The following is a 20,967-nucleotide window of genomic DNA, read 5'->3' as shown; positions in this document are numbered from 1 at the left end:
GTGCGCGTCCTCGTCCTCGACCACACCGGCGAGCTCGGCGGTGCCGAGCTCGCCCTGGTCCGGCTCCTCGAGGTGCTGGGCCCGGACGTGGACGTGCGCGTGCTGCTGTTCTCCGACGGCCCGCTGGTCGCTCGGCTACGCGCCACGGGGGCGGTCGTCGAGGTCCTGCCCCTCGATCCGGCGACGGCGACCACGTCGCGGGGCGCGGTCGGGCGGGCGGGGCTCGCCCAGCTCGTCTCGCTCGCGCGTCTCGTGCCGTTCACGTGGGCGCTGTCCCGCCGGGTCCGTGCGCTGGGACCGGACGTCGTCCACACGACGTCCCTCAAGGCCGACGTGCTCGGCGTGGTGCCCGCGAGGGTCGCACGGGCCGCGCTCGTCTGGCACGTCCACGACCGGATCGCCGACGACTATCTCCCGGCGCGGGTCGCGCGCCTCTTCCGGTGGGCCTCGACGCGGTTCCCCGCGGAGGTCGTCGTGAACTCCCGCGCCACGGCGTCGACGCTCCCCGGTCCCACGACCGTGGCGTACCCGGGCTTCGCGGCGGAGCAGGTGCGCCGGGTTGGACGTCCGACGCGTGGGGCCGGTCGTCCGCCGGTCGTGGGCATGGTCGGGAGGGTCGGCCCGACGAAGGGGCAGCTCGAGCTCGTGCGTGCTGCGCGGCTGGTGCTCGACGAGCACCCGGACGCGACCTTCCGCGTCGTGGGCGAGCCCAGCTTCGGCGCGGCGGACTACGCGGAGCAGGTCCGGGCCGAGGCGGCACGGCTCGGCGTGGCCGAGCACATCGTGTGGGCGGGCTTCGTCGAGGACCCGTCGGCCGAGCTCGACGGGTTCGACGTGTGCGTGCACGCCTCCCCGGTCCCTGAACCGTTCGGTCAGGTCGTGGTCGAGGCGATGGTCCGCGAGGTCCCGGTCGTCGCGACGCGCGCAGGGGGTGTCGAGGAGATCCTCGCAGGGACCGCGGGCGATCCCGCACCGCTGGGCGAGCTCGTCGAGCCGGGGGACGTCGGGTCGTTGGCCCGGGGGATCTCGGCCGTGCTCGCCGACCCGGGGGCCGCGGCGGACAGGGCCCGTCGCGCCGCGGACGTCGCGCAGGACCGGTTCGCGGCGACGCGCACCGCGGAGGTCGTCAGCGAGGTGTGGCGGCGAGCCGCCGGGCCCGCTCGATGACGTCGCGCATGGCCCGGCCCTGGGCGTCCCACGTGGGGATGTCGTCGTCCAGGTGGGTGTCGGTCGCTGCCGGCGCGGTGAGCGCGGTGCGCACGGCCTGCGGGTAGTCCGCGGGCCCGGCGACCGTGACCCGTGGGTCGTCGGCGTCGCGGAAGCCCGCGACCGGGGTGGCGACGACCGGTCGTCCCACGGCCCGGTACTCGTAGAGCTTGAGCGGGTCGAGGCTGTCCGTGAAGTCGTCGACCAGGTGGGGGACGAGGAGCGCGGTCGCGTGCTGGAGGTAGGCGGGCACCTCGGTCCAGGGGCGTGCGCCGAGGAGCCGCACGCCGGCCCCGGTGAGGTGGTCGTACTCCTGGCTCGTCAGGTCGAGCACGGGCCCGACGACCACGACCGTCCCGGCCCCGGCCGTGGTCGTGGCGGTCCGGGCGACCAGGTCGAGGTCGAAGCGGTCACGGTGGACGGTGCCCAGGTAGAGGGCGACGGGTCCGTCGGGCAGGTCCGCAGGACGCTCCGTGGGCTGCCGGTAGCGGTCGACGTCGACGCCGTTGGTGAGGAGCGTGACGGGGCGTTCGGCGCCCTTGCTCGCGGCGAGGTGGGGCGAGCACACGGTCACCTCCTCGCACGCCTGCAGCAGGAGCGCCTCGTCCGCGAGGAGCCGACGGCGGATCTCGGGCGGGCGGTCGGCCGCGAGCCAGTCGTCGGTCACGTCGTACAGCGACGGCCAGTCGGTGTCTCGCACCAGGGTCGCGGCCGCGGGGTCGTTGACCCACAGCACGGGTCTCCTCAGCCCGACCCGGTGCGCGGCCCGGCGCACGAGCGACGCGAGGCGGGCGTCGACCCGGCGGTCGACGCGGCGCGGCAGGATCTTGGTCGGCTGGTAGAGCCACAGCTGGTCGGGTCCGACCCCCTCGACCGGGTCCGCGCGCCGGAGCCCGTGCCCGGCCCGGGGCCGGAAGCCGCGGCGGACCTCGTGCAGAGGGTCGGCGGCGGGCTCGACGAACAGCACCACGAGCGACGGGTCGGCCCGCAGGAGCTCCGTCACGAGGTACTGGTTGCGGCGCCACACGAGGTCCCAGGACTCGAGCGAGACGACCACGAGCTGGTGCACCGCGGGCGGGGTCGGGGAGGTCACGTCGCGGGGCTCCGATGCTCGTCGTGCGGTGGGCGGCCCGGCCGGACGACGCCGCGGTACACGGCAGCCGTCGCCTCGACCTGGGCGCGCGGGGTGAAGTGCGTGCGCTGGACCGTGCGCGCTGCCTCGCCGAACGCGTCGCGCCGGGACGCGGACCCGGCCAGGGTCGCGAGGTTCTCACCCGCCCGGTCGACGTCGGTCGACGGGTAGAGGGCGAGCGGGTCGAGCCCCGCGAGCGTCTCCAGGTGTCCACCGGCCCCGGCGGCGACGACGGGCAGCGCGTTCGCCATCGCCTCCAGGACGCTGAGCCCGAGCCCCTCGACCGGGCAGGGCGCCAGGAGGACCGCCGCGTGCTGCATGAGGTCGTCGACGTCGGAGCGCGCACCGAGGAACCGGACGTGCCCCGCGAGACCCTCGCGGGCGACGAGCGCCTCGAGGTCCGCACGCTGCGAGCCGTCGCCCGCGACGAGGAGCTGCCAGCCGTCGTCGTGCAGGCGGGACGCGGCGAAGGCGAGCACGCCCAGGTCCGTGCGCTTCTCGGGCTCGAGCCGCTGGACGAGCAGGACGCTCCGGTCGCGGTCGGCCGCGACCCGAGCGGTGGGGCGGTCGTCGATCCCGGGGTGGACGACGACGCTGTCGCCGTCGACGTGGTCGGCGACGTACCGGCTGATCGAGATCTGCGCGCGCACCGGACGGCGGGCGACGGCAGCGGTCAGCCCGGCGGCCGGTCCGCTGCCCCGGGTCCGCGCGAAGTGGCGCGTCGCGACCACGGGCGGCACGCCCCGGACGGTCGCGCCCGCGATCGAGGCGGCGATCTCGGCCGACGTCATGTGCGCGTGCAGGACGTCGGCGCCGGTCGCCGTCGCGCGGACCGTGCGCACGACCTGCGCGAGCGAGCCCGCGGGCAGGACCCGCACGGTCGGGTCGTCGACCGTGGCCTTCATGCGGGGAACGTCGCCGCCGACGACGACGACCTGGTCGCCGTGCGCGGACTGCGCGCGTGCCAGGCGTGCGACGTGCCGTTCGACGCCCGCGAAGGCGTCGGAGTGCACGACGTGGAGCACTCTCACGTGATCGGGTCCTTCCGGTGGCGGCCCGTGGACTCGGGCTGGGGGGCGGGGATCGCGGAGGGGGTGAGCACGAGGCGCTTCGAAGGCCCCGTGGCGTCGATCATCTCCTCGACCGACCGGAGGTCGTCGACGGGCAGCGTGTCGCCGGTCTCCTCGCGCGCGGCACGCCGGGACTCGGCGTACGCGTCGGCACCTACGCAGACCCCCACGATGAGGAACGGCACGGACACCTGGACCGAGACCCAGAAGAGGTCGAACTGCCCCTGGATGAAACGCATGAGGAGCACCGAGAACGCGAGCGTCCCGAAGCGCGGGTTGAGGCGCCACAGCACGACGAGCGAGCCGAAGAACAGGACGATGAACGCGACGAGCCCGACGATCCCCGCCGACGTGAGCACCTCGAGCTCGGCGTTGGGCGGCTGGAAGGTGTACTCGGTGCGGTTCGCGACCCACCAGCGCAGCCCGACCCCGACCCACGGGCTGCGCTGCCAGACGTCGATGGCCTGCTCGTACCAGGTGAGCCGCTGGTAGGCGGAGTTGAACTGGTCGTTGGTCGCGAGCTGCTCCTGGACGGCGGCCCACACGAAGTACACCGCGGGGATCGCGGCGAGCAGGATGAGCTTGGAGCGCTTGCGGTCGGGGTCTGCGCGCAGGGTGATGAGGACGACCCCGATCGCGAGCCCGATCAGCGCCTGGCGCGACTGCGACGCGAGGACCGCGAGGCCGCACAGCCAGAACGCGGGGTAGGTGAACGTCTTCGGCCACCCCACCCACCAGGGGCGGGCGTAGGCGAGCAGGGCCGCGCTCCCGAGGACGCACCCGACGAAGTTCTTGTGCATCGGGAACGGGATCTGGAGGTACACCGGTCCCGTGTCGCCGGCCGCGAGCTGCTGCAGGGAGGTGACGCACGTCAGGGCGGCGATGATCAGGCACGGGATCATGAACAGCGTCAGACCGAGCCGTGCGCGTCCTGCCCGCCCCACGGCCCACCCGACGAGCAGGGCCCCGCCGACCGAGAGCCAGGCGTGGAACCACTCGACGGTGTTCGCGGTGTACGGGTTGGCGATGACCGTGAAGAGCGTGGCGACCTGGTAGAGCGCCGAGAGCCACAGGAGCGAGCGCATGGGGCGCGAGAGGGGGCGCTGGGTGAAGAAGAGCGCGAACCAGAACGCCCCGAAGAGCGCGAAGTCGCTCAACGACAGGTTGACGGCGTCCCCGCCGACGCGCTGGACGATCACGATCGCGGGCATCGAGAGGATCGGCATGGCGGCCGGCTCGTAGATCGTCATCCCGACGACGAGGACCAGCGCGGCGACCGCGACCGAGATCGCGGTGTACTCGGGTACCAGGAGGCCGATCCCGACCAGGACCACGGCGACCGCGACGGATCCCGCGGCCCAGGCGAGGGACCGGCGGATCACGTCGTGGGGCCCGGGTCGGCGGGGCGGGCGAGCATCGCGGCCTCGGCCGACAGGGGGCCGCGCGCGTACAGCCGGAGCCGGAGCAGGGCCAGGTCGCGTCCGGTGCCGCGGAGCGCGACGGCGCGCGCGGCCGAGCCCGCGAGGACCCCGGCGCGTGCCGTGTGCCAGCCCGTCGCGCCGAAGTGCTTGCGCAGGTACCGCTCCTGGGACGCGTGGAAGTGCGTCTCGCGACGGGTCGGGTCACCGCTCGTGGCGCCGCCGAGGTGCAGCGCCCGCACCTCGGGCACGGCCAGGTGGCGCCTGCCGAGGAGGGTCGCGCGGTAGGCCCAGTCGGTCTCCTCGGCGTAGAGGAAGAAGCTCTCGTCGAACGGCCCGACCTGTTCGAGGGCGTCGGCCCGGAGCATCAGCACGGACCCGATGACGAACGACCGGTCCGCCGGGGTGCGGCGCAGCGCGCCGAGACCGACGGCCTCGATCCAGGTCCCGGCGGGCGACGGGTAGGGCCAGACGACGCGCGCGGCCTCGCCGTCGCCGTCGACCTGCGCCGGGCCGACGCTCGCGAGGTCCGGGGCCTCGTGGAGCCGCCCCTGGAGCGTCAGGACGTCCTCGGGGCTCACGACGGCGTCCGGGTTGAGCAGGAGGACGTCCGACCCGGGGGTCTGGCGCCGGCGCAGCGCGTGGTTGACCCCCGCGGCGAACCCGCCGTTGCGCCCGGGGTCGAGGTATCGGGCGCCCGCGAGCTCGGCGACCTCCCGGATCTCCGGCATCGACGAGTTGTCCACGACGGTCAGCGGGAGCTTGCCGACGAGGGGGCTCAGCGCGTCGCGCACCAGGTCGGGGGACCCGTACGCGACGAGGACGACCTCGGGCGGCAGGCGCTCGCTGCCCGACGGCGGAGCACCGGTCCCCGAGGTGTGCTCGCCGCCCGCGCGGGTCGAGGTCCCTGCCGGCGCGGGCGACGCGGGCGAGGGGTGCGCCGTCGCGTGCTCGTAGAGGGCGAGATAGCGGCGGGCGACCTCGGGCCAGGCGCACGACGCGGCGCGCGCCAGGCCCTGCGCGCGGAGGGCCTCGGCCAGGTCGGGCTCGTCGACGACCCGGACGAGCGCCTCGCGCAGCGCCACGGCGTCACCGGGCGGGACGAGCAGGCCCGCACCGCCCACGACGTCGGGCAGGGCGCCCGAGTCGCTCGCCACCACGGGCGTGCCGCACGCCATGGCCTCGACCGCGACCCGACCGAACTGCTCGATCCAGCCGGGGGTGTCGAGCGACGGGACGGCCAGGACGTCGAGCGAGCGGTAGAACGCGACCAGGTCGTCGCCCGTGAGCGGACCGACGAACCGGACCCGGTCGCCCAGCGCCCGCGCCCGGTCGCGGAGCGCGCGGGCCGACGGGCCGTCGCCCGCGAGCGTCACGTGCAGGCGGTCGTCGTCCCGGGCCGCCGCGAGCAGGACGTCCACGCCCTTGTGCGGGGCGAGGCGCCCCGCGTAGCCGACGTGCACCGGCCCCCCGGCCGGCGGCCCCGTCCCCGGGCGACCCGGACCGGGGGCGGACGCGACGCCGTCGGGCAGCAGGGAGGACGGGCCGGGAGCGACGGCCTCACCCGGCGAGAAGACCGACAGGTCCACGCCCAGCGGGACCACCTCGACGGCTCCTCGCGCGCCCTTCGTCCGGACGATGCCCGCTGCGGCCTCGTTGCAGACCGACACCGCGGCCGCGCCGCGCAGGGCCGCTGCCTCGAAGGCGCGGAACGGCCAGGGGTAGCGCTTGGGGATGTTCTGCGCCGAGTACAGCACGTAGGGCGGCGCAGGACGTCGGGCACGACCCGGGAGGAGGGCGCGGAGCCGGCGCAGCGCCAGGATCTCCGCCGTCGCGAGGGCGAACGGCTCCTCGTGCAGGTCCAGGACGTCCCACTCCTGACCGAGGGCGCGCCAGAGCGGGCCGGGGGCGTAGACGAACAGCGCGGGGTGCGACCCGAACGTCCGGACGCCCTCGACGGGCTCGCCCGGGCGGGGCGTCAGCGGGACCGTCGTGCCGCCCTCGTCCCACGCCCGCGCCGACAGGAGCTCGACCTCGAGCCCGGCCGCCCGCAGCCCGCGCTCCCGCTCTCGCCACGCGTCGACGACGGCGCTGTGCGAGACGCGGAGGATCCTCATGTGGGAGATTGTCCACCAGCGAGGGGTCCCGGCCCCTGCGATCTCACCGAATTCACCCCGACCGAACCGAGGAGCGCCGTGCCCGACCGACGTCCCGACGCCGCGGACGCTGCCGTCGCCGAACCGCTCGTGAGCGTCGTCGTCGCCACCAACCGGGGCGGGCCGTTCCTGGCCGAGGCGTTGGCCTCCGTGGCGGCGCAGACGTACCCGCACGTCGAGCTCGTGGTCGTCGACGACGGCTCGCCCGAACCGGCCGTGATCCGCGGCCTCGTCGAGGAGGCGGGCGTCGGGACGGTCCTGCGTCTCGACCCGTCGGGCGTCTCGACCGCGCGCAACACGGGCGTCCGGCACACCCGGGGCGAGCTGCTCGCGTTCCTCGACGACGACGACCGGTGGCACCCCGACCGGCTGCGCCTCGCGGTCGACGCGCTGTCCGCCCGACCCGACGCCGTGATCTCCTACTGCGCGATGCGCACGGTCGACCCAGCCGGCGTGCAGCTCGTGGCCGCCGACCAGCGCCCGGCCCACGACGCACGCGACGTGGTCCGCGGCCGGACCGGGATCATGCTGCCCAACCTCGTGGTCCGCCGTGACGCCTTCGACGCCGTGGGCGGGTTCGACCCCGCGTACCGGCAGGGGGAGGACCTCGACCTGGTCCTCGCGGCCGCGACGCTCGGGCCGTTTGTCTTCGTCGACGAGGTCCTCGTCGACTACCGGTACCACCCGGGCAACACCACACGGGCCTACCGCGACCTCGCGGCGGGCATCCGGGTGATCCTGCGCGAGAGGCGCTCGCAGGCCCGCGCGGCCGCTCGCGCCGGGAAGGGCGGCTCTGCCGGCTCTGGCGGTTCTGCCGGCTCTGCCGGCCTTGACGCCGCCTACCGCGACCGGCTGCGCGCCAACGACCGTTTCGCCGCGTGGAGCGCCGTCCGGGCCGCGCGGGCCGACCTCTCCGAGCGCCGGGTCGGCGCCGCGCTCGGCCACGTCGCCTGGGCGGCGCGGTTCGCGCCGCTCGTGCCCCTCGACTGGGCCCGGGAGCGGGTGCGGCGCGTCGTCGGCGGGTCGCGTGACGGGGCGAAGGACAGGGCAGACGGCGGGGCGACAGACAGGCCGACGGGCGCCACAGGCCCGGGCACGGGCCCGGGGGCCGGGACGACGAAGGGCTAGGACGGGTCCTGTCGCCAGGTCGGTGGCGGGACGATCGGCGGAGCCTCCGGGACGCGCCCGAACTTCCAGCCGGCGCTCCAGCTCAGCCGCCACACCAGGTCGGAGAGGTCCCCCGGGCGCCGGATCGTGGACGCCTTGCGGAACGCCTTGCGGACGAACGAGGCCCCGCGGACGGCGATCGCCCGGCCACGCCGGGCGAGCCCCGAGAAGCGGCCCGCGGGAGGCGTGCTCCGGGCCGGCGCCGAGTCCGTTCGTGCGTCGTCACCCACCGGCTCGTCGTCACCCACCGGCTCGTCGTCGCCTGCGGTACGCGGCGCCTGCGCGTACAGCAGCGCGTACCGGTGGCTCAGCCAGCGCTCGCCCGCGCCGTACGCGAAGGACTGCCGGGCGATGTTCCGCAGACCGTCACGGCGTCGGACGTGCAGCACGATGTCCGGGTCGAACACCAGGTCGTGCCCCGCGAGCTGGACCCGGATGCAGAAGTCGTCGTCCTCCGCGGTGCGGGCCCCCTCGTAGAAGCCACCGACCTCGTCGAAGACCGCGGTGCGCACACCCATGTTGCCCGAGCCCGCCGTGACGAACTGCTCCAGCCCGGGCTTGACCGTCAACCGGTCCGTCTGGGCCGTCCACGTGACCGACGACGTCAGGTCGGCGTTGAGCCGGGCCCCCTCGAACGGGCCCGCGACGAACTCGTGCTCGGCCAGCGCGCGGTGCATCGCCTCGACCCAGCCGTCGGCCACCATGTCGTCGGCGTCGCAGAACGCTAGGGCCTCCGACCGCGCCTGCGTGACCGCGATGTTGCGGGCCGCGCTGGGCCCGCGACGCGCCGAGGCGTCGACGAGCCGGAGCTCGGGCATCCGAACGGTCCACTCCTGGACGAGCCGACGGGTCCCGTCGCTCGACCCGTTGTCGCTCACGATCACCTCCCAGGGCCACGAGGGACGCTGCGCGAGCAGCGCGCCGAGCTGGACCCCGAGGGTCGCCTCGGCGTCGTACGCGGGGATGACCACCGAGAGCTCGGGGCGGGCCTGCGCCCCCGTGGGTGTGCTCATGTCTGACGCATCCTCTCGCGGGCCATGCTCATGACGGGCTGGTACGTCGTCACGAGGTCGTGGGCGGTCACGGTCCGGTAGCCGTCGGCCGCGAGGCGGTCGAGCAGCAGGTCCAGGACCCGGGCGCGGTCGAAGGCCGGGAACACCTCGTCGGGCGCGAGCGTCTCGGGGTCGCCCCGGTCGTCGTGGAGCAGGAGCATGCTCCCGGGGAAGATCGTCGACAGGGCGCGCTCGGCGATCCGTTCCTCCTCGTCGTCGACCCAGTCGAACGCGTCGCCCGACCAGATGAGCACGTCCATGCCGAGCCCGGCGATGCCGTGCGCCTGACGGACCGTGTGCGCGCCGTACGGGGGCCGGAACGAGACGAGGGGCGCCGAGACGATCGACTCGACCTCGTCCTTGGCGTCCCGCACGTACCTGACCGCCTCGGCGTCCCCCATCGTCAGCAGGGACCGGTGGTCCTGCCCGTGGAGCGCGAGCTCGTGACCCTCGGCGAGGATGCGGCGGGCGATCTCCGGGTGCGCCCGGACCTGCCGGGCGAGCGCGAAGAAGGTCGCGGTCTCGCCGCGCGCGGCGAGCAGGTCGAGCAGGCGGGGCGTGTGCTCGGGGTGCGGGCCGTCGTCGTACGTGATCGACACGACCCGGTCCGACGTGTTGACGCAGAACGTCCCCAGCGCGCGCGTCAGGGCGCGGGGGAGCGGGAGGCGCGTGTACGCGACCTCCGCGAACCCGCCGCCCACTGGCGCGGGCCTGCTCTCGATGTCGCGGCGACGGACCACGATCCCGCGGCGAGAGCGACGGGCTGCGGTGCGGGATCCGCCGGGCAGGGACTCGGACATCGGCTGACCCTCTCTGGTCGTCCGGGACGGGGACCGCACCGGACGGGCCGGGCGGGGTGGTGCAGATGCTACGGGTGAGGCGGGACGGGCGCGTGCGCGTCCGGCCGAGGTACGGACGTCCGGCCTAGGTGCGGACCCCGTCGAGCGCCTCGAGCCTTGCGAGGGCCGCAGGGTCCTGGGCGCTCGCGGCGACGAGCCGGGGCCGGAGGGCGTCGACCGCGTCCTGGAGGCTCACGCCGAGCATGTGGTGGAACGACCAGTCGTCCTCGGGGTCGAACGCCGGGTCGAGGCTCCGGTCGCGAGGACGCGGGTCGTTGCCCGTGATGTCGCCCGAGTCGAGGAACGGGATGCCCGGGGTCCGCGGCCCGAACGTCTCGAAGTCGGTCACGACGGGCCTGCCGTCGAGCATCCAGATGTTGTGCGGCTGCAGGTCGCCGTGCAGGTTGCCCGTGAGGTAGATCTCGAGCAGGACCTCCAGCGTCCACGCCCCCATGTCGACGCGGTCGTCGCGCGAGAGCTGCTGCCCGGCGACGTCGAGGCGGGACTCGTCGGGCAGGCGCGGGACCGTGAACCCGCGGCGGTGCCACCGCACCACGGGCATGCGCCACGGCCGGTCGCCGAAGAGGTCGCCCGTGGCCTTCTCCGCGAGGAACGCGTCCTTGCCGACGCGGGTGCGGGCGAAGTACTTCGAGACCGTGGGTCGCCCGTGGGTCGTGGTGTAGACCGTCACCGAGCGGTCGGTGGCCTTGACGAAGGTCGCGCCGACGGGGCTGCCGAAGATGTAGACCATCCGCGCCCGGTCCACGACCCTGCGGACCAGCGAGCGGGGCGGCCCCTCCGCCTGGACGGCAGGCATGCTCATGACGACTCCTCGACTGGTGGTGTGCGGTCGCGGACCCCCACGATCGATCCGGCAACGGTAGCGGTGAGCCCTGCGGCCGGTCCATGGCAGGACACCGCGAGAGCGGGCGAAATCGGCACGCGCGAGGGCTGCGCGGTCGTCGACAGCTCCGTCCAGCGGGTGTGCGCGAGGCCCGCCGCGGGCGCCCGCCGACGGCGGCCGCCGTGTCCGTCAGGCCCGGCGGTCCTTGAGCGCGTGGACGGCCGAGCGCAGCCGGTGGTACGCACCCCGCACGACGCGGGACCTGCCCAGTGCCCGGGCCACGGGGCTGCGCTTCGCGGACTGCCACAGCTCGGCCGTCGCGACCTTGAGCGGCGGGTCGGCGAGCGGCGTCAGGCGGAAGAGCGTGAGGAACTCGGCGTTGCGGTGCACCGCGGGGTCGACGGGCAGCGGCACCGTGAACCCGTGCCCCGCGAGGTACCCGTCGAGCTGGGAGGCCGCGACCTCGTCCTGCGTCAGGGTGCGCGCGACCTGCTCGGGCAGCCCGACGTCGAGGGCGAGCTGCGTGAGCCGCCCGACGTAGGCGGGCTTGACGGCCGGCTTCTGCACCTTGGCGTGGTAGAGCAAGGAGAAGAGGTGGTCGTCGTGCCGGGGCACCGCGACCTGGCCGTCGCGCCACTCGCGGCGCGCGAGGATCTCGCGCTGCCACTCGGTGTCGAGGTAGCCGTCGCCCACGTACCGGGTGTCGAAGAAGACCTCCTCGCCCCCGACCAGGGTCCGGAACTGCGCGCCCTCGGGGCCGGGGTACACCTCGGTCGCGTTGAGGACGGCCGCGAGGTCCGTCTGGTCGTCGCACAGCACGTCGATCTCGTGGTCGTCCTCGAGGCTTCCCGGGAGGTCGTCGAAGTTGCGCAGGACGACGTAGCGGGACGTCCAGCGCAGGGTGCGGAACACCTGGTCGAGGCTGTCCCAGCCGTGGCTGCCCACGACGTCCTCCGCGAGCACCGACGTGCCGTCGGCCGGACCGTCCTGCGCGATGATCTCGTGCAGGCGCTCGGGACCCAGGACGAGCGTCGCGTCGCGGAAGAACTCGCGGATGTTGTTGCTCGAGTGGATGCGGTACCCACCCGTGAGCGCCCGGGCCGCGGCCTTGACGCGTGCGACGTTGACGTTGGTGAGCTCGACGTAGCCCGTGACGTTCTGCCGGTAGGAGTAGGCCGGGGCGTGGTCCTCCAGGATCAGCAGGAGGAACGGCCCGTCGCCCACCTCCTCGTGCTTGGGCGAGGTGCCCCACAGGGTCTGCCCGTAGAGCCGCTCGAAGTCGTTGACCATCTTCTCGGGGCTCCACCGGACCTCGATCCGTGCGAGGACCATGAAGTCGGCCGCGACGCGCTCGAGGATCTCTGCCTCGTGCGCCCGCCCCCCGGACCACACGACGAGGAGCTGGAGGTCGCGGTCGTACTGGTGGGCGAAGGCGCCGATCGCGGGTGACCACCGGTAGGTCAGGTGCGCGGGGTCGTACGAGGTGACGGGCGTCCGGGCAGGGGGCTCGGTCCGCGCAGGGTCGAGGTCGCTGCCGGGACGGTTCATGGCGCGACAGTAACGCACACCTCGTGCGTCGCGCGGGGCTGCGACGCGCTGGGAGCGGGCTCTCGCCCGGGTGAAGTTTGGCCGTCGACCTTCCGCAGGATTCCGCGCCGATGGTTCCATGGGACATGGTGGCCGCTCCGGGGGTACGTCGCGAGCCGTCGCTCGTCGCGTACGGAACCACCACCAGTGACTCCGGACAGGATCGATCATGACGGCACGCCCCGACGGACCGCCCCGTCGAACGACGACCGCCCGCCGCAGGATCGCGCGCGCCGTGGCGCCCCTCGTGGTCGCCGGGCTCGTCCTCGCCACGGCCGGATCGGTCGTGACGGGGGACGTGGGGCCGACCTCGGCGTCTTCACCCTCGCCGGTCCCCGTCACCGCGGTCCAGGGCGACAGCCGGTCGGAGAGCCGTGCGATCGGCGGCACGGTCGGGCAGGACGTCGCCCCCAACTTCTCGGCGGACGGTGCCGGGCCGGAGACGCCGTCGACGGTCGCGAAGTCGCTGTGGTGGCGGTGGACGGCTCCGGCGTCGGGGCCCATCAGCTTCTCGACCAGCGGCAGCGAGCTCGACACGACGGTCGCGGTGCGCCGGGCGTCGGCACCGAAGACCGTGGTCGCGACCAACGACGACGACGGTGACGTCTCGACCTCGCGGGTCACGTTCGACGCGGTCGAGGGCGAGGAGTACCTCGTCGAGGTCGGCACCAAGGCCGGCGAGCCGGGCCTCGTGACCCTGGCGTGGCAGGAGCCCGCACCGTCGCTCGACGCCGCCCCGAGCGGGCCGAGCGCCCTGGCCGCCGAGACCGCCCTGACCACGACGGCGGTCCCGCTGAGCGGCAACACGGGCGAGAAGCCGCAGTCCAAGCTGTGGTTCGCGCACGACACCTGGTGGGCCGCGCTCGCGTCGACGAGCACGACCCCCGCGGGGACCTGGGTCTGGCGCTACGACCAGACCGCCGGGACCTGGACCAACGTCGTACGCATCTCGGACCGCACCGACGTGCGCGCGGACGTCAAGGTCGTGGGCGACGTCGCACACGTCCTTCTCCACGGCCCGACGACGTCGCTCGTCTCGGTCGAGTACGTCGCCTCCTCGAACTCCTACCAGCCGTGGTCGCAGCGCCAGACCGCGACCACGGTGTCCCTGCCGGGCAGCGAGACGGGCACGATCGACGTCGACTCGACGGGTCGGCTGTGGCTGGTCTCGGACACGAGCACGAGCATCCAGGCGCGCTACGCGGATTCCCCGTACTCCTCGTTCTCCGCTCCCGTCACGGTGGCCTCGGGCGTCCTGGACGACGACATCGGCATGGTCACGGCTCTGCCGGGCGGGAAGATCGGGGTGCTCTGGTCCAACCAGAGCACCGAGCGTTTCGGCTTCCGCACGCACGTCGACGGCGCCGCGCCCGGGACGTGGACGGCCGACGAGAAGCCTGCGCAGTCGTCGGCCCTGAACCTCGGCGACGGCATGGCCGACGACCACATGAACGTCGCGGTCGCGGCGGACGGGACCCTCTACGCCGCGGTCAAGACGTCGTACGACTCCCCGGGGGCCACGGTGATCGGACTCCTGGTCCGTCGCCCGAACGGCGCCTGGGACCCGATCTACGAGGTCGACCGGTTGGGCACGCGCCCGATCGTCGAGATCGACGAGGTCACGGGACTCCTGCGCGTCGTCTACACGCACAGCGAGGTCCTCGACGACATCATCGAGAAGGTGACGCCGCTCGCGTCGATCAGCTTCTCCCAGAACGCCACGACCGTGCTCGACGGGACGTACAACAACGTCACGGGCGCCAAGCAGAACGTGCCGGGTGCGACGCTCGTCATGGCGGCCTCGAGCTCGACCGCGGGCACGGCCCGGCTGCCGTGGATCGACCCGCGCGGTCCGGTCGCCACGGCCGGCCTCACGGCGACGTCCGTCGGGGTCGCCGCGACCGGGACCCTCAAGGGGTCGTCGCCGGTGGGCGGTGCGCTGACGTTCGAGGTCGTCGCGGCTCCGTCGTCGGGCACGGTGACGGTCACGAACCCCGCCACGGGGGCGTTCACGTACACGCCCGCTGCGGGCTTCGTGGGGGCCACGAGCTTCACGTTCCGCGTCAAGGCGGGGACGACGTGGTCGAACGTCGCGACCCAGAGCGTGCGGGTCACGGCGGTGGCCGGGGCCCGGGGCACGTGGGAGCTCGACGAGGGCGCGGGCGTGCTCGCGGTCGACTCCTCGGGCTGGGGCTTCCAGGGCACGCTGACCGGGGGCACGAGCTGGGTCACGGGCAAGGCGGGCAAGGCCGTGCGTCTGGACGGGTCGACGGGCCGGGTGTCGGTGCCGGATGCGGACGGGTTGGACGTGTCGTCGGCGTTGACGGTGTCGGCGTGGGTGCGTCCGGAGCGGTCGGCGACGCAGTACGTGGTGAAGAAGGCGGTGTCGGGGTCTGCGGACGGTTACGAGCTGGGTATCTCGAGTGCTGGGAAGCCGTTCCTGCGGGTCAACCAGAAGACGTCGGGCGATACGTTCCGTGTGAACGCGACGTCGGTGCTGCCGACGAACGGGAGCACGTGGGTGCATCTGGCGGGGACGTACGACGGTCAGCGGTTGCGGATCTACGTCGACGGGGTCGAGCAGGGGAACGTCGCGGGGCCTGCTTCGGTGGGCGTGAACACGCTGCCGCTGACGATCGGTGCGCAGCCCGACGGCCTGTACCCCTTCCAGGGCGCGGTCGACTCGGTGCGCCTGTCCGACCGGGCGCTCACCGCGGCCCAGGTCGCCGAGCTCGTCCAGGGCAGCGGTCCCGTGCCCACGACCCCGGTCGCGACCGACGGGGCCTCCACCACCACGACGGGTACGGCGGTCACGGGCACGCTCACAGGCAGCTCGCCGAGCGGCGGTGCGCTGACGTTCGAGGTGGTCGCGGCTCCGTCGTCGGGCACGGTGGCGGTGACGAACCCCGCCACGGGGGCGTTCACGTACACGCCCGCCGCGGGCTTCGTCGGGACGACGAGCTTCACGTTCCGCGTCAAGGCGGGGACGACGTGGTCGAACGTCGCGACGCAGACCGTGCGCGTGACCTCGGCTGCGGGGATCCGGGGCCTGTGGGGCCTCGACGAGGGGACCGGGACCACGACCGCCGACTCGTCGGGCTGGGGCCAGGCCGGGACGCTGTCGGGCGGCACCACCTGGGTGACCGGGATCGACGGCAAGGCCGTGCGTCTTGACGGGTCGACGGGCCGGGTGTCGGTGCCGGATGCGGACGGGTTGGACGTGTCGTCGGCGTTGACGGTGTCGGCGTGGGTGCGTCCGGAGCGGTCGGCGACGCAATACGTGGTGAAGAAGGCGGTGTCGGGGTCTGCGGACGGTTACGAGCTGGGTATCTCGAGTGCTGGGAAGCCGTTCCTGCGGGTCAACCAGAAGACGTCGGGCGACACGTTCCGTGTGAACGCGACGTCGGTGCTGCCGACGAACGGGACCACGTGGGTGCACCTGGCGGGGACGTACGACGGTCAGCGGCTGCGGATCTACGTCGACGGGGTCGAGCAGGGGAACGTCGCGGGGCCTGCTTCGGTGGGCGTGAACACGCTGCCGCTGACGATCGGTGCGCAGCCCGACGGCCTGTACCCCTTCCAGGGCGCGGTCGACCAGGCCAGGCTGTACGACCGGGCGCTGTCCGCGGCGGAGGTCGCGGCGCTCCACCAGGCCGTCCAGCCGCCGGCCGCACCGCCCGTCGCGCAGGACGTCGCCGCGTCGACCGTGAGCGGGACACCCGTCACGGGCACGCTCACGGGCAGCTCGCCGAGCGGCGGGGCCCTGACGTTCGAGGTCGTGGCGGCTCCGTCGTCGGGCACGGTGGCGGTGACGAACCCCGCCACGGGGGCGTTCACCTACACGCCCGCCGCGGGCTTCGTCGGGACGACGAGCTTCACGTTCCGCGTGGGCGCGAACGGGCTCTGGTCGAACGTCGCGACGGCGACCGTCCAGGTCGCGCCCGCAGGCGGCCTCCGCGGCGCCTGGGACCTCGACGAGGGCACCGGCCTCGCCGCGGCCGACTCGTCGGGCTGGGGCAACGCCGGCGTCCTCTCCGGCGGGACCACCTGGGTCACGGCCGGTGGCCGGTCCGCGCTGCGGTTCGACGGGGCGACGGGCAAGGTCACGATCCCCGACGCGAACGCCCTCGACGTCTCGACCGCACTGACGGTCGCCGCCTGGGTGCGGCCCGAGCAGGTCGCGACGCAGTACGTCGTCAAGAAGGCCGCGCCGAGCGCGACCGACGGGTTCGAGCTCGGCCTCTCGAGCGCCGGCAAGGCGTTCCTGCGACTCAACCAGGCGACGTCGGGCGACACGTTCCGCGTCAACGCCACGTCGACCTACCCGTCCGACGGCAGCACGTGGGTGCACCTCGTGGGCACCTACGACGGCCAGCGGATGCGCCTGTACGTCGACGGGGTCGAGCAGGGGAACGTCGCGGGCCCCGCGTCGGTCGGGGTCAACACGCTCCCGCTCCTGCTGGGCGGGCAACCCGGCGGCACGCTCCCGCTCAAGGGTGCCGTCGACGGCGTGCGGCTCTACGACCGCGCGCTGAGCGCAGCCGAGGTCGCCATGCTCAGGACGCAGACGCCACCGCCGGCCTGACGTCCCGGGGCGGCGGCCGGTCGCCCCGCGCGTGGCGCTCGGCGCGGGCCGCTCGGACCCGCCGAGCGAGCACGCGACGGCCGTGGCCGAGCGCGACGATCTCTCTGAGCAGCAGCTGGCTCGGCCAGCGTCCCAGCGCGGCCGTGAAGGACACCGTGCGCAGCCGCGAGGGGTACAGCTCGTTCTGGTCGGGGTACAGCGACGGGTGCATGCACGAGTCGAGCAGGTCGAGGTCGCCCTGGGCGGCGAACCTCTTGACGGTCAGCAGGCGGCCCAGGACGCCGGGCGCGTGCTGCGCCCACTTCTCGGCGTACTCGTCGTACCAGGCGAACAGCGTGCCTCCGGACCGCAGGAACGCGGCCATGTAGAGGGTCTCGCCCGCGGGGCGCAGGGCCAGGAGGGTCGCCCTGCCCGCGGCGGCGTGCGCCTGGAAGACGTCGACGAACCACTCGGGCCCCTCGCGCAGCCGGGAGAAGCCGACCCCGTTGCGGTCGGGGTCGGCCTTCCAGGTCTCGAGCTCGAACCGGAGGAACTCGGCGGGGTCCTCGACGACGTCGAGCGTCAGCGTGTCGAGCTCGGCCGGGACGCCCGCGGCCTCGGTGAGGCGGCGGGCCCGACGACGGACGGCCTTGGCGCGCGACCTCGGGAGGTAGCCGAAGCTCCCCGGTTCCTCGACCTCGCCGAAGCGCACCGCGGCCCGTGCGTCCCCGCCCCAGACGTGGAGCGTCGAGCCCTCGTCGGCGAACGCCCGCTGGAGGGCGGCACCGCCCGCCCCGTCGCCCGAGACGAACGCCATCTCGATGCTCCCGCCGAGCTCGTGCGAGAACCGTCGGAACGCCCGCACGAGGCCGGTCGCGGCGCGCCGGGTGTCGTCCTCGCGCAGGAGCGGGACGCCGAGCGACGTGAACTGGTTGAGGATCGGCCCGTCGTTCGACGCGTGCCGGTGCGGCCACCGACGGTTCGCCGGGACCATCTCGTAGGGCATGAGCGCGAGCCACGTGCCGTCCGACTCGACGACCACCAGGCGCAGGGTGCGGTCGTGGTCGAAGTGCGCGGCCGTCGGGACCAGGAAGTCGGGCCCGTAGAACACGTTGGGCTCGGCGGCGTGGTCGGCGAGGTCCCTCCAGCGGGAGACGTCGTCGGGGCCGAGGGTGGAGACCGCGACGAGGCGGACGGACAGGCGGGGCGAGTCGTTCGAAGTCATGGGTTCCCGTTCGAGGGGAGGCGGCACGAAGGGCCGCACGGCGGAGCGAGCCCTTGCGGGCAGCGCGGGGGGAGCGGCGGGGGCGAGAGAAGATCCTCGATCGACCCGGAGAGGGAGGAGAGGAGGTGTCAGCGAACCGTCGGGAGGCCCGACGGCGGGCCCTCACCGGGGTGCAGGAGGCCGAGCTCGGGGCCACGGTAGGCCGTGCGACGGAGGTACACGGGGGCAGCGGGCGCCGGGTCGGAGGACGCGTCGGTCCATGCCCGGCCCGTGTGCCCGAGCGTCGCGGCGAGGATGCCGCGGTCGTTCCATGCCATCGCTCGTCCTCCGCCGGGTGTCGTCCCGATCATGACGCGTCCTCGAGCGACTCGCGCGGCGTGCCCACGAAGCGGTCGCGCAGGCGACGCAGGGTCGGCACCGACCGCACGAAGAGGCGCGGGAGGACGCCGCGCGTCGCGAGCACGACTCCGACCAGCGTCCGGCGGTCCCGGTAGAGGCCGCTCGGACCGACGTTCTTGGGGTGCAGGCACGGGTCGAACCGGTCCGCGGTCGTGCTCCCGAGGACGAACTCCTGCTCCATGACGCGCCCGATCACGCCGGGGCTGAACTTCGCGAAGCGTTCGTCGTACGTGTCCATGAGCGAGTACAGCGTCCCGCCGGCGCCCAGGAGCATCGACATGTACACCACGTCGTCGCCCGCGACGAGCGTGAGCAGGTGGAGGTTCTTGCGGTCGCGCAGGCCGTCGGTCACGTCCGTGAACCACTCGACGGCTCCCGGTGTCACGCCGAGCGCGCCGCCGTCCTGGTCGACGTCCCCCTTCCAGCCCGAGGCCTCGAGCGCGACGAAGTCCTCGAAGGCCCGCGGGTCCGCCCCTCGGTCCTCCATGACGAGAGGACGACCGGTCGACTCCTCGAGGCGACGGGCCAGACGCTCGACCTGCTTGCGCTTGGAGCGGCTGAGCGCCTCCCGCGGGGCGGGCGCGTCGCTCGCCCGGTCGAGGAACGCACGCTCGAACCGGGACCGTTCGAGCATCGGGACGTGGGCGCGGTGGCACGCGTCGTGGAGGGCCTCGCTCAGCGCGCCCTCGCCGGGCAGCAGGGTGAGCTCGACGAGGGGCGGGAACCCGTTGCGCCGGTCCGCGAGGAAGGCGAGCAGGTGGTCGAGCGCGGTCGCCGCGTGCTCCGTGTCGACGAGGGGGGCGCAGAGCGGGGCGTCGTCCTTGAGGAAGGCGCCGGCGGTCGTCGCGTACCGCAGCGGCGTGCCGTGGAACCGCTCGTCGCGGCTCAGGGGGAGGAGCGCGATCATCCGGTCGTCGCGCTCGACGACGAGCAGCACGATCCCGGCGGTCCGTGCGAGCCGTCGCGATGCCGAGAGCAGGTAGGCGGGGGAGAGGAACGGGTTGGGTTCGAGCGCGCGGTCCACGAGGTCGGCCCAGCGCTCGGCCTCGTGGGCCGTCACGTCGCCCAGGCGCAGCGTCCGGGCGCTCACGACGCCCGCCGGGCTCATGCCGTCCCCCCGGGGCTGTGCGCCCACGCCTCGCCGAGGACCTGGTCGAGCCGGGCGCGGGCGTGGGACCAGTCCATGTCGGCAGCGTGCGCTCGCCCAGCCTCCTGGGTGCGGCCGAGCAGAGCCTCGTCGTCCGCGAGCGCGGCGAGGGCCGCGGCGAGGGCCGCGACGTCGTCGGGTGGCACGAGGATCCCGGCGTCCCCGACGGCCTCGGGGATGCCGCCGACGTCCGACGCGACGACGGCGGCTCCCGCGGCCATGCCCTCGAGCGCCGTCAGGGCGAAGGGCTCGGCCCAGCGCGAGGGGACCACGACGACGTCGGCCGTGCGCAGGACGTCACGCACCTCGCCACGGGGGAGGAAGCCCGTGAAGGTCGTCGGGACCGTCGTGCCCGCGGCGCGTCGGCGCAGGTCGCGCTCGTACGACGTCAGGGGGTCCGCGGCGTCGAAGCCCGCGGCTCCGACGACGGTGAGCCGCACGTCGGCGCGCGCGAGGCGCCGGACCGCGTCGACGACGACGTCCACTCCCTTGTCCGGGATGGCGCGACCGACGAACACCACGTGCAGGGCGTCGCCGCGCGCCGAGCGGCCCACCGGGGGGCCGGCGTCGCTCGCCGACGGAGCGGCGACCCCGTTGTGGACCACGACCACGCGGTCACGGAGACCGGGTGGGAGCAGCGCCGTCGTCTCGTCGGCCAGGAACGCGCTCACGCACACGATGCGGTGCACCGGCCCGAGCGTGCGGGCCAGCTCGCGGTGGCCGTACGTGCGCAGGAGCTGGTTGTGCGCGTACAGCACGGGCAGGTGCCGGTCGGCGTCGACGAGCGGGACGAGCTGGGGGGCGTTGTGGGCGAAGACGTACGACGGCGTCCACGCGGCCTGGTCGCGGACGGTCGCCGCGAACGCGCGACGGGCCCCGTGGCGAGGCAGACCCACGCGCGACGCGGCCGCGTCCGTGTAGCGCTCCCAGGGCCGTGCCGACGCCTGCGGGTACTCGATGAGCTGCGCACCGTCGTAGCGGTCCGGGTAGGTGCCGCGGGCCACGACGACCGACGACGGCGCGGAACCGGCGGACGCACCCCGCACCAGGCCGTCCACGACCGTGGGCACCGCGCTCCCCGTCCGCGGGGAGTAGTGGTCGCCGGGCGTCAGGACGTGGACGTGCTCGCGTGCGGGCAGCGCCTGGTCGGACCGCTTCATC

At 74.2% G+C, this 20,967-nt stretch carries 15 protein-coding genes; 3 read left to right on the top strand and 12 right to left on the bottom strand.

Translation table 11 applies throughout. The features are described 5' to 3' along the window. Positions 1–1,167: a glycosyltransferase gene (locus tag ACFVQ3_RS14625; RefSeq protein ID WP_387640351.1), complete on the top strand. Its 1,167-nt coding sequence runs from the start codon at positions 1–3 to the stop codon at positions 1,165–1,167. Here the strand turns inward: ACFVQ3_RS14625 and ACFVQ3_RS14620 are convergent. From ACFVQ3_RS14620 to ACFVQ3_RS14605, 4 genes are read right to left on the bottom strand one after another with little or no spacing between them, the layout of a single operon-like run. Next, a complete protein-coding gene (locus ACFVQ3_RS14620) occupies positions 1,127–2,299 on the bottom strand; it encodes a glycosyltransferase (RefSeq protein WP_387640349.1) in 1,173 nt (390 codons plus the stop codon). The genes ACFVQ3_RS14625 and ACFVQ3_RS14620 overlap by 41 nt on opposite strands. Beyond that, positions 2,296–3,369, bottom strand: a complete 1,074-nt coding sequence (locus ACFVQ3_RS14615) for a glycosyltransferase family 4 protein (protein WP_387640346.1) — start codon at positions 3,367–3,369, stop codon at positions 2,296–2,298. The genes ACFVQ3_RS14620 and ACFVQ3_RS14615 overlap by 4 nt, the downstream gene beginning before the upstream one ends. Continuing rightward, a complete protein-coding gene (locus ACFVQ3_RS14610; protein WP_387640343.1) occupies positions 3,366–4,790 on the bottom strand; it encodes an O-antigen ligase family protein in 1,425 nt (474 codons plus the stop codon). The genes ACFVQ3_RS14615 and ACFVQ3_RS14610 overlap by 4 nt, the downstream gene beginning before the upstream one ends. Further along, positions 4,787–6,943, bottom strand: coding sequence for a glycosyltransferase (locus tag ACFVQ3_RS14605; protein WP_387640340.1), 2,157 nt, complete (start codon positions 6,941–6,943; stop codon positions 4,787–4,789). The genes ACFVQ3_RS14610 and ACFVQ3_RS14605 overlap by 4 nt, the downstream gene beginning before the upstream one ends. Positions 6,944–7,021: 78 nt before the next feature. Here ACFVQ3_RS14605 and ACFVQ3_RS14600 point away from each other — a divergent pair, with 78 nt between their 5' ends. Next, positions 7,022–8,110, top strand: a complete 1,089-nt coding sequence (locus ACFVQ3_RS14600; RefSeq protein ID WP_387640338.1) for a glycosyltransferase family 2 protein — start codon at positions 7,022–7,024, stop codon at positions 8,108–8,110. Here ACFVQ3_RS14600 and ACFVQ3_RS14595 read toward each other — a convergent pair. The 4 genes from ACFVQ3_RS14595 to ACFVQ3_RS14580 form a co-directional block, all read right to left on the bottom strand. Continuing rightward, complete coding sequence (locus ACFVQ3_RS14595; protein ID WP_387640335.1) at positions 8,107–9,162, bottom strand: glycosyltransferase; 1,056 nt, start codon at positions 9,160–9,162, stop codon at positions 8,107–8,109. The two genes, ACFVQ3_RS14600 and ACFVQ3_RS14595, sit on opposite strands and share 4 nt — an antisense overlap. Beyond that, a complete protein-coding gene (locus tag ACFVQ3_RS14590) occupies positions 9,159–10,001 on the bottom strand; it encodes a polysaccharide deacetylase family protein (protein WP_387640333.1) in 843 nt (280 codons plus the stop codon). Before ACFVQ3_RS14590 ends, ACFVQ3_RS14595 begins: the two co-directional genes overlap by 4 nt. Positions 10,002–10,125: 124 nt before the next feature. Continuing rightward, the gene (locus ACFVQ3_RS14585) at positions 10,126–10,863 is read right to left on the bottom strand and encodes a hypothetical protein (RefSeq protein WP_387640331.1); all 738 of its coding nucleotides are present in this window, start codon (positions 10,861–10,863) and stop codon (positions 10,126–10,128) included. A gap of 210 nt (positions 10,864–11,073) precedes the next feature. Further along, a complete protein-coding gene (locus ACFVQ3_RS14580) occupies positions 11,074–12,432 on the bottom strand; it encodes a hypothetical protein (RefSeq protein ID WP_387640328.1) in 1,359 nt (452 codons plus the stop codon). A gap of 208 nt (positions 12,433–12,640) precedes the next feature. Between ACFVQ3_RS14580 and ACFVQ3_RS14575 the strand changes: the two genes are divergently transcribed. Then, positions 12,641–17,056 carry a LamG-like jellyroll fold domain-containing protein gene (locus ACFVQ3_RS14575; RefSeq protein ID WP_387640325.1) on the top strand — a complete coding sequence of 1,472 codons (4,416 nt, stop codon included), beginning with the start codon at positions 12,641–12,643 and terminating at the stop codon, positions 17,054–17,056. On the opposite strand, the gene ACFVQ3_RS14570 is transcribed toward ACFVQ3_RS14575, so the two are convergent. The 4 genes from ACFVQ3_RS14570 to ACFVQ3_RS14555 all read right to left on the bottom strand — a co-directional run bounded on the left by ACFVQ3_RS14570 (position 17,028) and on the right by ACFVQ3_RS14555 (position 20,966). Then, positions 17,028–18,260, bottom strand: a complete 1,233-nt coding sequence (locus ACFVQ3_RS14570; protein WP_387640322.1) for a GNAT family N-acetyltransferase — start codon at positions 18,258–18,260, stop codon at positions 17,028–17,030. The genes ACFVQ3_RS14575 and ACFVQ3_RS14570 overlap by 29 nt on opposite strands. 128 nt (positions 18,261–18,388) lie before the next feature. Beyond that, on the bottom strand, positions 18,389–18,577 hold the full coding sequence (locus tag ACFVQ3_RS14565) for a hypothetical protein (protein WP_138823125.1): 189 nt from the start codon (positions 18,575–18,577) through the stop codon (positions 18,389–18,391). Between the two features lie 29 nt (positions 18,578–18,606). Next, complete coding sequence (locus ACFVQ3_RS14560) at positions 18,607–19,767, bottom strand: GNAT family N-acetyltransferase (protein WP_387640319.1); 1,161 nt, start codon at positions 19,765–19,767, stop codon at positions 18,607–18,609. Beyond that, positions 19,764–20,966, bottom strand: coding sequence for a glycosyltransferase family 4 protein (locus ACFVQ3_RS14555; protein WP_387640316.1), 1,203 nt, complete (start codon positions 20,964–20,966; stop codon positions 19,764–19,766). The genes ACFVQ3_RS14560 and ACFVQ3_RS14555 overlap by 4 nt, the downstream gene beginning before the upstream one ends. Position 20,967: the final 1 nt, after the last annotated feature.

It is taken from the genome of Oerskovia sp. NPDC057915 (assembly GCF_042887685.1).
GTDB lineage: Bacteria > Actinomycetota > Actinomycetes > Actinomycetales > Cellulomonadaceae > Oerskovia.
This window is presented reverse-complemented; position numbering and strand designations above follow the sequence as displayed.